The organism is Pseudomonas sp. TNT3 (genome assembly GCF_010095445.2).
Classification (GTDB): domain Bacteria; phylum Pseudomonadota; class Gammaproteobacteria; order Pseudomonadales; family Pseudomonadaceae; genus Aquipseudomonas.
This window is the reverse complement of sequence record NZ_WFGV02000007.1, coordinates 23,401-39,332: the sequence shown is the minus strand read 5'-3', so window position 1 is coordinate 39,332 and position 15,932 is coordinate 23,401. Positions and strand designations below refer to the sequence as shown.

Below are 15,932 nucleotides of genomic sequence, written 5' to 3'. Positions count from 1 at the left end.
TATAGGTCGCCTGGCGCATTGTGAACCACGTCTCTATAGGTAAGGCGTGTACAAATACGTCGCACATCCTGTGCGTTCGCCATATCAACGGAGGTCGAAACTTTCATTGAGGTGCAGTGGTTCTTAATCGTGAGTACTTCGAATACCCACGACATTGCGAACGTCCAGTGCCCACGCATCTTACATGCCTTCTAATCTGTCTTGTCATTTCAAAATCGGCCAATTAATGGCCGCTCGGACAAAACACTAACAGCATTTTCGGTCGCGCGAACCTAACAGATCTGCTAGTACCAAAACTCGAAATTCAGGCGTAAAAACTGTTCTCAATGAACGCGGCGTCCACTCACCAGCCGACGATAAACGCATCAATGCAAGGAGTTCCAACCGTGGCCGATCCAAACCCTGCGCCGACAATCGACGCAATAGAAGCTGATAACACCATTGATCTCGTGAAACTGGGGCCGGCCCGGCTTATCACCTATATCGACTACGACGGTATCGCCGAAGGGCACTATGTTGATTTGAATTGGCGCGGCTGTGACCCCAATGGCGTTGTGTATGACGACCTGAGGTCTGGCGTAGAAGTGACCAAGGACAATCTGTCGACCAGGGGCGTGCAAATCGACATTGAAAACAAAACGCTCAAAGATGTGGATCAGGGCTGGGTATTTTACTCGTATCGGGTTGATTCAACCGGCACTGCGGGCGATGAGTCGAACCGGATCTTTTTTTACGTCGGCAAACGTCCCCGGGCCAAGCCGTACCTGCCGGTGTTGCAGATCAAGGAGTCCCATGACCTGCATCTGGACCTCGCCACTGTTGGCATGACAGCGGGTGTTTGGGCAGGGCCTTACGAAGCCATGGCTGCGGGCGATACCCTTAATTTCCACTGTCGTCGTTTCGATTCCAGTGGCAAAGAGCTGACGCCGGCGATTGAAAACTCCGAAACAGTGTCTAAAGAGCAGGTCGGTAAACCGTTCCCGCTGTTCCTCAGCAAGTCTGATCTGAACCGGATCGCAGGCGGCCGGATTGAAGTGAACTACGGCATCCAATACGTCGACACACCGGACGAAAGGACATTGTCGTCCCTGCAGGTGATACACATCATCCCGCCGACATCACCTGTGTTACCAGCGCTGGAGATCGTCGGCCATACCCCGGGCCAAGTGATCAGCCCGGCACGGTATGCCGACGGAATGCCGGTCCGAATCGCAGCCTATCCCGGCATGAGCGTCGGTGACCGGGTGTACTGTTACGCAAACTCTGAGGCGGACGATGCTGAACAGCTTGTCCTGGAAACGCAGGTAGATGCCTCAACGATTGACAAAGGCTTTATCGAGTTTTTCATCGATTCGCGGTGGTTGAAAGCCAGCAACGGTAATGCCATCGACTTGCGATACCAATTCGCCTGGATTGGTACCGCAATGTCCGCTCCTTCTTACCCCGCGACGGTTCGTGAAGCTTTGAACTTACCAATGGCAATCGTCGTAGGGGCTGTGCCCGGTGAGGATCCGGTAGAAGGTGAGGGTGAGCTGGACGTTTTTGCCCTCAATATCAAGGGCGTAAACATCAAACTTGATGAGCTGACCAGCTACCAGCCTGGTGACGGGATTGAGATGCTCTGGGATGGGTACGGCACAACAGGCCACTACATCGCCACTGATCCAATCCCGGAGGATGCGCGTACGTTCAACATCCCGCCCCAATACATACCGGCGAACTTCGGTAAAACAGTGCAGGTGTACTACCGGGTGACACCGAGAGGCGAGACAGCGGCTGAAACATCGGGTGTATTTGGTGTGCGCGTCTTGGGAATACCAGCGATAAGATACCCAGGTATTCAGTCCAGACAAGCGCAACAGGCTGGCGGAAAGATCTCTGTGAAAGCGGTGCCCGCTGCGGGTGAACTTTTCTCCTATCCAACAGGTTGGCCCTATATCCGTGCAGGCCAACACGTGAACGCCGTGCTGGTCGGGAAAAATATTGCGAACAACGAGCGCCTGACCCTTCCGATATTCGACAACCACACTGTCAGTGCATCCGAAGGCAGCAGCCAGAAGCTTGAGATATACGTGAAACAAACTGAGTTGGCGAAATTCAAATTGGAACAAGTCGCCGTTCAAGCGACGATTACTTATGAGCCAGGTGCAGAAATAACTCTACGAGAAACGCATTTTACATTGGTTTCTTGATGTCATTTGTTTTGAAAAAACAAGTTTTTATAATTTAATTTAAGTGAGGTTTAACGTCATGGCTGTTAAAAAAGTAACGCAAGCAGAATACCTTGCTTGGATGGCCAGTTCATCGCGCATGAACGGTTGGGGTGCGTTCGTCGCCTACGATCGTGACAAGTGCAATCAATTGTTGCTCCAGGAATACATTGCAAAATTCGATGAAAATGAGTACGAATACGCGATCGATGACACATACGCAGATGGGGACACTATTTGGAATTGGGTCACCAATTATCAAACAGACGCGCCACGATTGAGTTTTGAAAATAATCCTGATGACGCTGGTAACAACGTCGCAGAGGCGAACTTGAGCATAGCGGTTGTCGGAGGCGTGACGGTCCAACTGACCGGTGCTTCCAAAAATCCCGAAGTGACCAAAATCAATTCTTATGATCCGCTAGACCACCCCGAGCTCAAGGCAGACAGGGTGATGCTTAGCGATATCCAGGGTGGAGTGGATAAAGATGGAAAGGTAGTACTTGACCTGGGGGCCGATGCGACACAGAGGCGCATTTGGGAGTTGAGTGGATCGCGCTACCAGCATGAGCGTCGTATGGGCGGCGCTTTTATGAAACGTAAATTCCGGGAAGCAGGCCCCGAGCGCAGTACGTTTACACTTGGACAACTGGCTTATACCGACCAGGACTATCTGAAGCCGCATAGATTCCAGTCACGCATTGTTATGGAACAGGGTGCGAATTTAGCGAAAGCATCTAAGTTTGGCAAAGGTGCATTGGAATTGCGCATTGCAATGAAAGACCAACCATTAGGTGGTTTTCCTGGGGATGATTGGTTGTATCCGTTTCCGAGTGATCGGCCGGAGGTTGATGCTAGTTTGATGATCGGTAATAAGCTGCTGATGCGTGAGATCATTGCCATTGGCGCCAAGCGGGTTTTTAACTCTGACGATGCGACGTTTGAAGAAGCGGTTGACGGCGGGGGAAACATTTGGAGACTAAAAGTTAGCCCCTCCAACGGTTTTTTATACGTGCCAACGACTGAATATTCTGCGGACCGCTATAGATTTCGGTGGTTCGAAATACCTATCTACATTAATCCCGACCATAGGTTGACCGTCACAAATTATGGTGATGGGAATATGGGGGTCGGCATGGGGACAGTCGAGCATGGTATCGGATGCGGTGTCTGGATTGGTGACGACTTGCAGATCAAGCAGTTTAGTATGGGTGTTAATATCAGCGGTACGTTTTCGTTTGAAGTTGATCCGGATCTTCGAAGGATTATCGTTAAGGTTGTGAACTTCAAGGTGGATGTTGCAGTCAAGGATAAAGGAGAAATATCCGATGCGGTCGCGGGGTTCATCAATGCTGAGAATTCACCTTTAAAACAACAGATCACAGAACATTGTAAGACTGAGGTTGCCAAGATTTTCGTTAATGCATTTGAGCCCATTGACGCGTTTGTGCTGCATAGTCTCTTATTTACCAGTAAAGACGCGATAGAACTGAAAAGTGTTCATGCCCCTGGTGATCTGGTTAGTTTTGGCTCCATTAGTCCACGCTTGACCACCTTTGCCATAAATCCTCAGGAAAAACTCCTCGGTTACGGCACTGCCCACACCTTTGCAACCTCACCCGTCACAACGGGGGTAAAGTGGAGTGTAAAAAACATTGATGGCACCACGAGCGGAGCCGGACAAATCAATGAAAGTACCGGGCGATACACCGCGCCCGGGCTTGACGACATTGATGGTACTTTCAAGCGGGTAAAAGTGACGGCCACTGCCGCAGGTCATACCAGCACAGCACTGGTAACGATTGCCGCCCGCGCTATTACCCTCAATCCGCTGGTGCAAACGTGTGATGCCTCCAGTGATGGCTCAGCGGAAACGGTAGCGTTTTCAGCCAATGCAATGACCGGCGCGTTGAAGTGGTCGGCAACGGAAGGCGAAATTCCGGAAGACGCTAATGAGGATCGGACAAACGTTTACACGGCCCCGTTGAAACAGCCGTTTGAGGATAAAACATTTACCATTGACGAAGTCAAGGTAACTAACACTACGGGGCAAGTACAGTCCTCTTTTGTTGTGGTGAAGCATAATAGGCAGGGCTTGACGATTGATGTTGAAGTTGACGGACAGGCTCCCGGGAAAGCGCAGTTTTCTGCATCGCTCGGTAGTAGACCGGTTCCTGATGCCGTTTGGAGTTGCTTTCCTGCGGAGGGCGCCGGTTCAATCGACCAGAACGGTCTTTATACTGCTGACCCTACCAGTCAACATCAATTTGTTATTATAACCGCCAATTTCACAATGAATGACTGGTTGATGGGCGATAACTTTTCTATACAACCCCTGCCCTTGGGAGCATTACCGCCAAAACCTGCCCCTGAAATCCCACAATAGCCCTAAGGGGTAATCGCGCAATCAACGAAACACCTTTTTTGTAGCCTGACGCAATTGTTCATTCCTCTGAAAAGTTCAGAGGACTTTTCACGCACGCCCACATTATTGTTTTGAGGATCATTATCATGGCCGGCAACTCACTTACCGATATTATAGAAAAAATGACTGCAGGCTCCATCATGGAAAAATGGGGAGCGATATGTGCGTTTGACCGCGAGCGAATTAACCTGATTTTACAACAGCAATGGTTGAAAAAATACGAGGGATTCAACCACATGCCGGGGTTTTCCGGGAAGATGTATTTAAATGATGCGCAAACAGAGGAGGGCGAACTGACTGATATTGTATTGGGTACACCTTTGTTGTCATTTGAACCCTCAGTGCTCAGTAACTCTAAAGCCATGCTAACACTCAGTATCCTGAGTGGGACGTTTACCGCCCAGGAAAAAAACATGGGTGTGATGTACAGCTACGCCATCACAGAAGCGCAAGGTTACACGGTCACGCTGCATTTGGATTTGTCGTACGTCAAAGGAGAGGTTGATCTGTTCGGCCGGGTGATCCTGAATATCTCCCAGGGCACCAAGTTTTCATGCAATCTGGCGGCGCCAGCTACCAGCCAGAAAAAGCTTGGGGAGTTCTTCGACGAGCGATTCAAGGCACTGGATCCTGAACGGCAAGTATATGAACTGGGGATGCTGAACCTGAGCGGGGTCAGTGATTTGCACCCTGACAGTTTCAAAATTCTGACGCAACGAGCGCCTGGCGCAGCGGTGGCCGGGGCTTTGAACGCTGCAGATGGCGCTGTCGTGGTGATGGTTAAACTTAAAGGCAGCGAACACGGTGGGGACTATCCGTCGCCTGAGACCTTCCCCTACCTCATTCCTGATGACGAAGAAAATGGACTCAAGAAGTACTCGGCGACGATGGTGCTGGCCAGGGAGTTCAGCGGGCGTTGTGAACACGAGAAGCTGGAGTTGATTCAGAGCCTGCTTTTCCCGGAGGGGAAAAACGTTTTCGTCGAGCATTCGCGTTTCGAGCCTCATGACATGGTTATTTTCGGTAGTCTGGACCCGTCTAAAACCTCACTGACCATCGAGCCCTCGGTATACAGCCTCAAGGCCGGTGGTGAACCGCTCACCTATCTAGCCTATTTGAACGGTGAACGTGTCGCTGCGCAATGGAGCGTCAAAAGCCTCAACACTTTCGCGTCCGGAGGTGAAATGGATCCTTACGGTAGATATATGCCAGTGGACGCAGATGAAATCGGTAAGGATGTTGCGCGCAATATTGTGACCGCGACCTTTATTGACCCGATAACAAGGCTGGAATATGTAACTTCGGCACTGCTGTTGGTTACTGCGGAAGACATGACCGTGTCGCCCAAGTCTGCGGCGAGGCGCGCAGGCGGTGAATCCGTGACCCTTGTCGCAACAGCGCTCAGTGGGAGTACCCTGACCTGGAGCAAACCGGTGTTGGGTGACTTGGAGGTCACTGGCAATGTAGCGATCTACACGCCGCCCACCACTATGGATCCGAAAGTTCCATTTGTTACCCAGAAGATCTCGGTCACCAACTCGGACGGTGAAACTGTAACAGCCAACGTGGTGTTGTCCGCTTTTGACGCAACGGTGACGATTAATCCTCCTTTTGTGAGCACGCTACCTCGCTCCGGCGTCGTAGAACTGAGCGAAAGTTCGGCCGCTCCACCTGAGTTTGAACGTCAGTGGTCAGTTATCTCTGGTGGCGGAAGCGTTTCAACGAAGGGTGTGTTCACTGCCCCTGCCGGCCGTTCAAGTGAGGTCAACGTTGTCCAGTGCCTTATTTATGCTCAGGGGTGGCTTGTACGCGCCGGATACAGCGTCATAAATAACCGCAACCATGTTTTGGAAGCCGGGTGGGACCAGCTCGACTCGTTTCACATAACGTCACGCAGAGGCGAAAGAAAATTGTATGCCAATGGCTATCAACAACTGGCCCTTGATATAAAACTCAAGACGAGGGGCGACGTGCCTATTACATTAGAGGATTTGTCTACCTTGAGAATCTTCTACATGGATTCGAATCAACAAGTTGTTGATTTGCCGGCAGGGCAAATCGGTGTTCCGAAGGGGAACGTAAAATGGGCTCAAACACGTGTGACCAATGATTACACACCGGCGGGCAGTACCAACGTCAAGTCGTTGACAGATAACGCTCCTGCCGCTGAAGATCAACATGTCTACGTTTACATGATGGCGAGAGATACGACCGAAATCACGAAGTTTTACGCCGTGTTTTATTCAGAGGGCAGACGCTACAGTTCGCTTGATTCAACACACGAACTCCGTTCCATTGAATTGCTTCCCGAACGCAGCCCTCCCGTCAGTTTCGCCAATTATACCCTCAAACGAAATCGTATTGAGGGCGGTGGGCAAAGTGAAAGTGACCAGGACGATGATCGTAATTTCGATTATTTTCTCGAAACGCTGGATTACTGGGAGTTATCTTTTAAACAGCCTTCAGGGAAAGTGCTGAAGTTCATGACGGCCAAACCGATGAATAAAGGTTCGCACGTTCAGTGGGAAAGTACGTTCGATAACGAGAGGATGTTCAGTTGCACGGGCTGGGCGTTTAGAGGGATGGGCAAAAAAAGCTTGCCGCCTGTAATGACGTACAGCCCGATACTGAAGTGCTCCACTCAAGTAGGACAGGCACTCAAATCTCAAATCAATAATTTCAATCTGCCAGAGGGGGATCTTCTTTTTTCCGTGGTTCGCCGCAAGGATGTCCGCCAGGACAGTGCTGGCGATTTCAACGAACTCAAGGCAGAAGGCATGCAGTTTTACATGACTGACGAGGAAGGCCATCAACATGCCATTGAGGTGAAGTTGAAACCAGCCGATCGGAATCGAATTCAGCTCAGAACGATTGCACCGCCCACTCTCTGACGACTGTTTTACAAGCGGTGCATCGCGCACCGCTTTTACCAAATTGTTGACTGACGAGATCGAACCATGAAAAACGAAGAAAAAACGGCACTTCACTCCAATGCTTTCAACTTTCGCAGCTTTGTACAATCCGGTGTCGACCCGCGCACCGGGTTATATACCGTGGCACTTTCGCTGCACGAAGTAGAAGCCAACGATCTGCGAGGTCCGGTACCCAAACTGTCGCTTTCTTTTAACCCGACCAATCCCTTGAACTACGGGTACGGGGAAGGGTGGAGTCTGGGTTTAACGCAGTTCATCACCGATTCACAAGTCATCTCAGTGTTTTCAGGCGAGACGTTCAAAGTCACGGGCGATTATGGGGACGATGCAGAAAACCCGGATGCCACTCGCCAGAAAATGAAAGAACAGAAAATCCAGAGCTTCAAATTCTACGAACTGTCCGACGATGATGCACAGCGCGAGTTTGGCGAGTACAAAGTCGTGCACGCCTCCGGACTGGTAGAAGTCCTCAAGCGCATGGGCTCAAGCCCGGAAGTGGCCATGCCGGTGAAAATGTACTCCCCTCAGGGGCATGCCGTTACATTGACCTATGGCGGCGGCGCGCAGGGACGGATGCTGAGTACCATCAAAGATAGCCAGGGCGTGTTGCTGGAAGTCATCAAGAGCTCATCCACGATTGAACTTCGAATCAAGCCGGTACGAGACGTACCGTTGGCAGTGTTCACCTTGGAACTGGACAGTGACCGGCTAACGCGCGTCAACTTGCCTGTCACCAACGACGCCGGCTGGCGTTTCGAATATGGGATCGAACGCGAGCAGCTGTGCATCAAGGAAGTCTGGACACCACTGGGTGCTCACGAGACCCTCTCGTATAACGACCTCGGCCACGGTTTCCCTGGTGGCAGCGATCGTCTGAACCTGCCCCGCGTCACTGATCATGTCACCGACCCGGGTGGTGGTCAGAACTCGATTACCGTGAAGTACAGCTACAGCGACAGTGGCAACAACTTCCTGGGTAAAAACTCGCCCATCAGTTGGACTGATGACGGGCTGGACAACCTCTATAAAATCCTCGGTACGTATGTATATGAGTCCACCGAAAAGCTGATGGTGGAGAACGACGCCGTTCGTACCGTCACCCGGACGTTCAACCGGTTTCACCTGCTGACGTCGGAAGTCACCACCCAGGGCACTCATCGTCAAACCGTCAAAACCACTTACTACGCTGATGATTCGTTGTCGTTTGACGAGCAGGTGCGTCAATGCCAGTTGCCGAAAGAGGTGGCAACACGCTGGAATTTGACTGATAACGCGACGCAATTTCGTGAAGACAAGGTAATCAGTGAGTACGACATTCACGGTAACCAGACACTTAGCGTTCAGGCCAACGGCATTACCGAAACCACATCTTATTACCCTGCCGATGGTGTGCCTGGGGTGTGGAAAGACCCCTACGGTTTTGTCCGTCATGTGAAAGAAAAAACCGTCTCCCCGGCCAAGGACCCAGCACTCGTGCCTGACTTGCAAGCCGGCGCCCCGGTTTTACGTACACGCTACAACTATGTCGAACAACCACCTCTGAGCACCAGCGCGACTCATTGGGTGGCTCTGGCCGAAGAACAATTGCTGGAAGGCACAGGCGAAACCGCACCGCTACTGGAGCGCACGACCTACACTTACTTCAACGAGCCGGGCACCCCGTTTCTGCATGGTCAGCCTAAACGCCAAGGGGTCGCACGTGGTGGCGCCAACGACCTTCACACTACGTTTACCGACTATGAATACAGCAAGCCCGCCGCCACTTTTGCGACTTTTGCCGGTGAAACCGTTTTACTCACCAAACAGACGCTGACCACTGATTTCGACAGCGTGCACAAAGAAATTCTCGAGGAGCGCTCGCTGCTCAATGGTGAGCCGATCCTCTCCAGTGATAAAGACGTCAAGATCCGTTATACCTACGATGCCTTGGGTCGGGTGCTTACCGAAACAGTGGCGCCTGACAGCGCGCTCAATAACGCCACACGTACTTACACTTACCGACTGATCCGCCCGGCTGATCAGGACCAAGCGCCGGTAACCGACCCGGTTACCCAGGAAGTCGAAGATGTCAAACAGGTAAAAAGTCGAACCTGGCTGGATGGCCTGGGTCGCCCAATCAGAGAGCAACGTCAGGATAAGGACAATGGCACCGCCGCTTTTCGCGACATTTACGAAGCCACCTATGACGCGCTGGGCCAGTTGACCACCGAGACCGAGATCGACTGGTTGGAGAAAACCGATCTCAAGCTGACCAGTACTTTCACCTATGACCTGTGGGGCCAGCAGTCCAGCGTCACCGGCCCGGACGGGGTCAAAAGTTTTACCGATAACAACCCCATCACCTTCACCAGTGAAGAATGGGTCGAAGGGATGGGCAAGACCAAAACCCTCAGTAATCGCTTCGAAAAACCGGTCACGGTCGAGCGCTTCGAGCTGGACGGCAAGACGCGTATCAGTTTGCACAGCTACAAATATGACGGGCTGGCACGGACCGCATCGGAGAAAAACGCAGCCAACCTGGAAACCAAGTACGTCTACGATGCTTACGACCGCATGATCGAGACCACGTTGCCTGATCGCAACAAGGTTGTGCGTGAATATGCAGTGCACAGCCGTGCAGACTTGCCGACGCTGATTCGGGTCGGTTCAACCGTGCTAGGGACCCAGGCGTTCGATGGTCTGGAGCGAATGACGAAGTCAGTCACGGGGGGGCGTGTCACCGAATATGAATTCGACGGCAGCACCAGCCAGCCAGATCGGGTCAAGCGGCCAAGCGGTGACGTGATTGCTTATACCTACATGCCTGAATTGACCGAGGAGCCAATCACGCGTGTCACCATCCCCAAAACGGCAGCGTTGACGGCGATCGAGTCGACTTATGATTACGATCCGAAAAATGCACGGTTGATCGAATCTTCGGAACAGGGCCTGGCGCTTTCCCGTACCTACGACAGCAACGGTGAAGTGATCACCGAAAAACGTACCCAGGGCGGCGAGCCCTATGAAATGACCTACGTGTACAGTCGACTGGGGCGTTTGGTGCGTTACACCGATGTACTCAATCAAGTGCAGCGATACGAGTACGATCAAAAAACCGGCCAACTCAACTGGACGGCGCTGGGTGAAGCAGGCCAACCGGGCTATATCAAGACGGACTTTACCTACAACGCCCAAGGGCAGACCGCCACCATTCACACGGTGGACGGCTCCGCAGATCAACGCCTCAAAATCACCCTGAAGTACGACGCTCAAGGTCGTGAGACGGTGCGGGAATTTGATTTCGGCGCATCGGCTTCTCGTCTGAGCCAGAGCTGGAATGGTCTGGATCAGATCGTGCACAAACTGCTGAGTGAAGGTGCCGATGAGGGCGGCGAGATCCTGCGTGACGAGCACTATGAGTATGAGTTGCGCGGACGTCTCGAGAATTATCAATGCGCCGGACCACAATCCCCCGTGCACCCTTGTGGCAAAACACTGAAATCACAAATGTTCTTTTTCGACGCTATCGATAATCTCGAAGAGGTTACCTCCACATTTGCCGATGGTGGTTCCATAAAATCAACGTTCGCCTATGCATACGAAGACCCGGCGCAGTTGAGCAGCATTACCGATGTACATTCAGAAAATCCCGATGATCCCCTCGTCCAGAAATTTGAATACGACGAAAATGGCAATTTGCTCGAGGACGAAGCGGGTCGACGCCTGGCTTATGACAGCCTGGGTCGCCTGGAAAGTGTCAGCGAAAAGGACGGTGGAACGCCCAGAGGTCACACATATGACAGTGAAGACAAACTCTCGTCAGTCGGCGGTGCCAGCAACGACGAACAGCGTTTTTACAATGGCGATACATTGTTAAACCTGATTAGCGGTGATCAAAGCAGCACCTTCGTGCGTGCCAACGAAACACTGCTCGCTGAGCAGCAGGGCGGTGCTGGCCCAAAGTCCTGATGCTGGCCAGCGACCAGAAAAATACGGTCCTGTCAGAGATGAGTGGTGGCGTGGCCAATACCATCGGCTATACCGCGTATGGTCATCAGAATGCGCAACGGCCGGTTGAAACGCAGCTGGGCTTCAACGGTGAGTTTAGTGAACCGGATACGGGTTGGCAGCTGTTGGGTAATGGTTATCGGGCTTATAGCCAGAGATTGATGCGGTTTCAGAGCCCGGACAGTTGGAGTCCGTTTGGGGACGGTGGGTTGAATGCGTATGCTTACTGCGAAGGCGAACCGGTCAGCAATGTAGACCGAGATGGGCACTCCATATGGGGGAATTTGCTGCGAGTGTTCAGGCCCACCACTAAGACTGTTTCTACAGATATCCCTGTAGACCTCGTGTTTACCTCTAAAAAAGGTGCAGCATCAGTCTTGGAAATTAAACCGAAAGACGTGACGCGACTGAACAAAACACGAAAGTTGCTGGAGCATAAAATTCTCAAAGCGAGGCGCGCAAATGAGGCAGTGGAGGGTATAAATAAAAATATTGATGAATTCAATCGTCTTGGAGAAGCATTACAGTACGCGGACAGCAATACTGGAACACCAGGCATTACCCGCGAGTCGAGAGAGTATTTTAAAGTGGGGGCTAGAGATTTCGATAAGATTCAAAGTAAGTTTTACAAACAAAAAATAGCGAATCAAATGCACGGTGCCAAGAACAGCGGTATTCGTGGCAAGGTGCAAAAAAGTTATCTTGGGGATGGATACAATTAATGGTGTCCATGTGACCCAGGATAGTTAGGAATACGGTGTATGCGGTGCAGGCGCATCGCATACATTTTTTATCCGATATACGATACCTTTAGTTGCGGAGGAATCGGTGACAGTAAAACAATACTCATAAGGCCTGCAGTCCCTATTGCTAGCCGTCGATGACAAAAACAGCTTGCTGTGCGAGATCAGTGCGCAGCAACGCCAGAATTACGCGTACACAGTCTACGGTGATCGCCCGAATGAATCGTCGAGCAGTCAGCTGGGTTACAACGGCGAGTTGCGTGAGGACAAATGGGGTTGGTATTTGTTGGGTAATGGCTACAGGGCGTGCAATCCCAGGCTGATGAGGTTTCATAGTCCGGACAGTTTGAGTCCGTTTGGGGAGGGTGGGTTGAATGCGTATGCGTATTGCGGCGGGAATCCGGTTATGCGTACGGATCCGACGGGGCGTATGGGTAAGTGGGTGAAACTGGCTACCGGCCAGTGGTCCGAAACTGTTATGTCGAGCGTAAACTCAGGGCCTTTAATGCCAAGCAGTCACTTGGCGCAAGTTCCTGTAGTGGCGAGGGTTGAGCTGCCTACTTCGTTTTCAGGCTCGGCTTCCCAACTTCAATCACACCGAAACGTTACTGCCGGCGTTATGCAGGATTCTGTCGTACAACAGCCAAGCGGATCTCATGTGCTTGTTACGACCCCAAGCAATGCTCGAAGTAGGTTGCAACAGGGCGACGCAGTGTCTGGCCAGGCACGTTCTGCAACAACAGTTAGTTTTAGCGAGATGGCAGAGCGTGTGCATTTTGATAGTAGTAAAAAACTCAACAAAAGTTGGGTAGGGGTCAATGAAGTTCCGGCCGATGCTACATTTGACTACAAAAGAAGAGGGGGTTTGATGTGTCGGCCTAAACAACTTGCCGAGGTGAAATCTTCTTTCATAAGGCAAGGGATTAAAGAGGCCAAAGTGACAGCTTTATCATGAGTAGATAAACGGAGTATACGTAGGTAAAACTCCCCGGTTTTAATCATGAGAATGCGGGGTTTAGCCTTTTAACCCACTCACCCTCGCAAACTCCACCAACGCACCGCCATGTCCAACCCCCAACTTGTCCATCGCGGTGCGTTTCTGCCGACTGATCGTTTTCTCACTGCGATTCAGTTGCGCGGCAATCTGGCGCCCCGACATGCCCTGCACAAACAATCGCACCACTTCCAGCTCCCGCTCCGACAACGCCGCCTTCGGTGCTTCGTCGGCATGACGCGGCAACGTCTGTGCGTCCAGCATCCGCTCAAAAGACGGACTCAAATACCGCCGACCTTTTGCCACTGCATGCACGGCCTGTTTCAACTCGGTCAGCGAGCTGTGTTTGTCGAACAAGCCGTTAACGCCGGTGTTGAGCAGCGCCTGGAGCAAACCCGGGTTACACAGCATCGTCATGACAATCAGCTTCACGTGACTGAAGTGTCGTTTGACGTAGCTCATCAGTTTCAGCCCGTCGGGGGACTGACTGTCGGGCATTGAGTAGTCGCACACCAGAATCTCGCAGGGATAGCGTTCCAACTGTTGAAGAAGTTCATCGGCATTGTACGCTTCAGCGACTACGGAGAAGGGTGAACCGATCGGTAAGGTCAGCGCCATTTTGACGCCTAGCAATACCACGGGATGGTCGTCGGCGAGGATGATCCGGTATGTAGTTTGAACACCCCGACCGGCTACGCCGCTGCGATGTTCTGGCATCGGGTTGTCGGTGGGTGTCAGGGCAGATAGAGGTCCGGGGTTCATGTGGCTTCTCGGTTCAGGCTGATTGGGGCACTGAACAGAAGGGTGGATCCGGATCAAGGCAAGTGAATCAGACCTTGCTCCAGTGCCTTGACCACAGCGGTCCAGCGCGAGCTTGTGCCGAATTTTCGGCGAATGTTGTTGAAGTGGTAATTCACACCGGCTTCGGTGCAATTGACGATTTGGGCGATCTCCCATGAGGATTTGCCTGCGGCGCTCCACTGCAGCACCTCTGCTTCTCGGTTGGTCAGTGATATGGATGTCGCGTGTTCGGGCACCTGAGGCTGAAAATGGACCTGGGTTGGCGATGACCGGACGGGCGTCACATTGGTACGGTTCATATCGGAATCTCCCATTTATCATCAATGATCGCGTGGGCGCGGAGGAATCTTCCTACTGCAAATTGGACAATTCACGCGGCCGCCTTCAGGCACGGTGTAGGTGGCTGGAGGTTCGGCCTATTTATAACGCGAAAAAAAAGCCACGGAACCTGTCACAAATTACAGGTAGGCGACTTTATCGACGTGCGGACTTCATGGCTGTAGTCCGATGGATAATGTTTTGTGGGACTTTTCCGGAGGACGACCGTAGGTACTGAATCGAATTTTTTTTGAATTGCACGCCCGAAGTGGCGCCTTTGGCGAATTGAGATAGGGTTGAATCAGGATTTCGCGCGACAGGAGAACCACATGCGCTATTCAGGCTTGACCCATCGCATCGCCGGAGAAGGCGCTGCGGCCTGGCACATTCATAACCGCGCACTGCAATTGCGCGAGCAGGGCGTCGACATCCTGTTGCTTTCGGTCGGCGACCCGGATTTCGATACACCCCAACCCATTGTTCAAGCAGCTGTCGAAAGCTTGCTGGCTGGTGACACCCATTATTCGGAGGTGCGCGGCAGACGAGGGCTGCGCAACAGCATTGCCCGCCGTCATCAGCGACACACTGGCCAGGTGGTGGACGCCGAACAGGTGGTTATCATGCCGGGCGGCCAGTGTGCGGTGTATTCGGTGGCGCAATGCGTGCTCGATCCCGGGGATGAAGTGATTGTTGCCGAACCGATGTACGTGACCTATGAAGGCGTGTTCGGTGCAATCGGGGCGAAAGTGGTGCCGGTGGCGGTGCGTTCAGAGTACGGTTTTCGGGTTGATCCGGAGGATGTCGCGGCGCTGATCACGACGAAAACCCGCGCTGTTTTGTTAAACAGTCCAAACAATCCTTCCGGTGCGAGTCTGTCGCTGGATATCTGGCGGGAACTGGCTTCGTTGTGCATCCGTCACGACCTGTGGCTGATCAGCGACGAGGTCTACAGCGAGCTGCTGTACGAGGGCGAGCACATCAGCCCGGCCAGCCTGCCGGGCATGGCCGAGCGCACCGCGACCATCAACAGCCTGTCCAAATCCCACGCCATGAGCGGCTGGCGAGTGGGCTGGGTGATCGGACCCAAGCTATTGGCTGATCACCTGGAACATCTGTCGCTGTGCATGCTGTTCGGCATTCCGGAGTTCGTGCAGAAGGCCGCACAACTGGCGCTGGATGAGGACTTGCCGGAGGTGACGCTGATGCGCGAGGAATACCGTCAGCGCCGCGACCTGGTGTGCGCGAGCCTTTACGGATGCGCGGGTCTGCGGCCGATCCGTCCGGACGGCGGGATGTTTGTGATGGTCGACGTGCGCCAGACCGGTTTATCCGCGCAGCGGTTTGCCGAATGCCTGCTGGAGGGGTATGGGGTGTCCGTACTGGCCGGGGAAGCGTTCGGGCCTAGTGCGGCGGGGCACATCCGGATTGGATTGGTGGTGGATCGGCTGAAGCTGGCAGATGCGTGTCAGCGTATAGCATTGTGTGCGTCGAACGTGCTGGAGGCGCGGCGGGCCTGATCAA

The 15,932-nt window shown here is 52.6% G+C and carries 9 protein-coding genes and 1 pseudogene; 8 read left to right on the top strand and 2 right to left on the bottom strand.

The features are described from left to right. Positions 1–386 precede the first annotated feature (386 nt). The 7 genes and pseudogenes from GBC55_RS06490 to GBC55_RS06460 all read left to right on the top strand — a co-directional run bounded on the left by GBC55_RS06490 (position 387) and on the right by GBC55_RS06460 (position 13,253). Entirely contained in the window at positions 387–2,192 is a 1,806-nt protein-coding gene (locus tag GBC55_RS06490) for a hypothetical protein (protein WP_162436473.1), read from the top strand. Positions 2,193–2,250: 58 nt separating this feature from the next. Beyond that, on the top strand, positions 2,251–4,596 hold the full coding sequence (locus GBC55_RS06485) for a hypothetical protein (RefSeq protein WP_162436472.1): 2,346 nt from the start codon (positions 2,251–2,253) through the stop codon (positions 4,594–4,596). A 125-nt stretch (positions 4,597–4,721) separates the two neighbouring features. Then, entirely contained in the window at positions 4,722–7,526 is a 2,805-nt protein-coding gene (locus GBC55_RS06480) for a hypothetical protein (protein ID WP_162436471.1), read from the top strand. A 66-nt stretch (positions 7,527–7,592) separates the two neighbouring features. Then, on the top strand, positions 7,593–11,516 hold the full coding sequence (locus GBC55_RS06475; protein WP_162436470.1) for an RHS repeat protein: 3,924 nt from the start codon (positions 7,593–7,595) through the stop codon (positions 11,514–11,516). Then, positions 11,516–12,277, top strand: coding sequence for an RHS repeat-associated core domain-containing protein (locus tag GBC55_RS06470; protein WP_162436469.1), 762 nt, complete (start codon positions 11,516–11,518; stop codon positions 12,275–12,277). Before GBC55_RS06475 ends, GBC55_RS06470 begins: the two co-directional genes overlap by 1 nt. Before the next feature lie 145 nt (positions 12,278–12,422). Beyond that, positions 12,423–12,665, top strand: a pseudogene (locus GBC55_RS06465) (RHS repeat-associated core domain-containing protein); the annotation flags it as partial. A gap of 345 nt (positions 12,666–13,010) precedes the next feature. Beyond that, a complete protein-coding gene (locus GBC55_RS06460; protein ID WP_247266874.1) occupies positions 13,011–13,253 on the top strand; it encodes a hypothetical protein in 243 nt (80 codons plus the stop codon). A 60-nt stretch (positions 13,254–13,313) separates the two neighbouring features. Here the strand turns inward: GBC55_RS06460 and GBC55_RS06455 are convergent, their stop codons facing one another. Together GBC55_RS06455 and GBC55_RS06450 are read right to left on the bottom strand one after the other, a co-directional pair. Further along, complete coding sequence (locus GBC55_RS06455) at positions 13,314–14,054, bottom strand: response regulator transcription factor (protein ID WP_162436468.1); 741 nt, start codon at positions 14,052–14,054, stop codon at positions 13,314–13,316. Between the two features lie 53 nt (positions 14,055–14,107). Continuing rightward, complete coding sequence (locus GBC55_RS06450) at positions 14,108–14,392, bottom strand: LuxR family transcriptional regulator (RefSeq protein ID WP_281508179.1); 285 nt, start codon at positions 14,390–14,392, stop codon at positions 14,108–14,110. 348 nt (positions 14,393–14,740) lie between these two features. On the opposite strand from GBC55_RS06450, the gene GBC55_RS06445 reads away from it, so the two are divergent. Beyond that, positions 14,741–15,928 (top strand): pyridoxal phosphate-dependent aminotransferase, encoded by a 1,188-nt coding sequence (locus GBC55_RS06445; RefSeq protein ID WP_162436467.1) that lies wholly within the window; start codon positions 14,741–14,743, stop codon positions 15,926–15,928. Positions 15,929–15,932 lie beyond the last annotated feature (4 nt).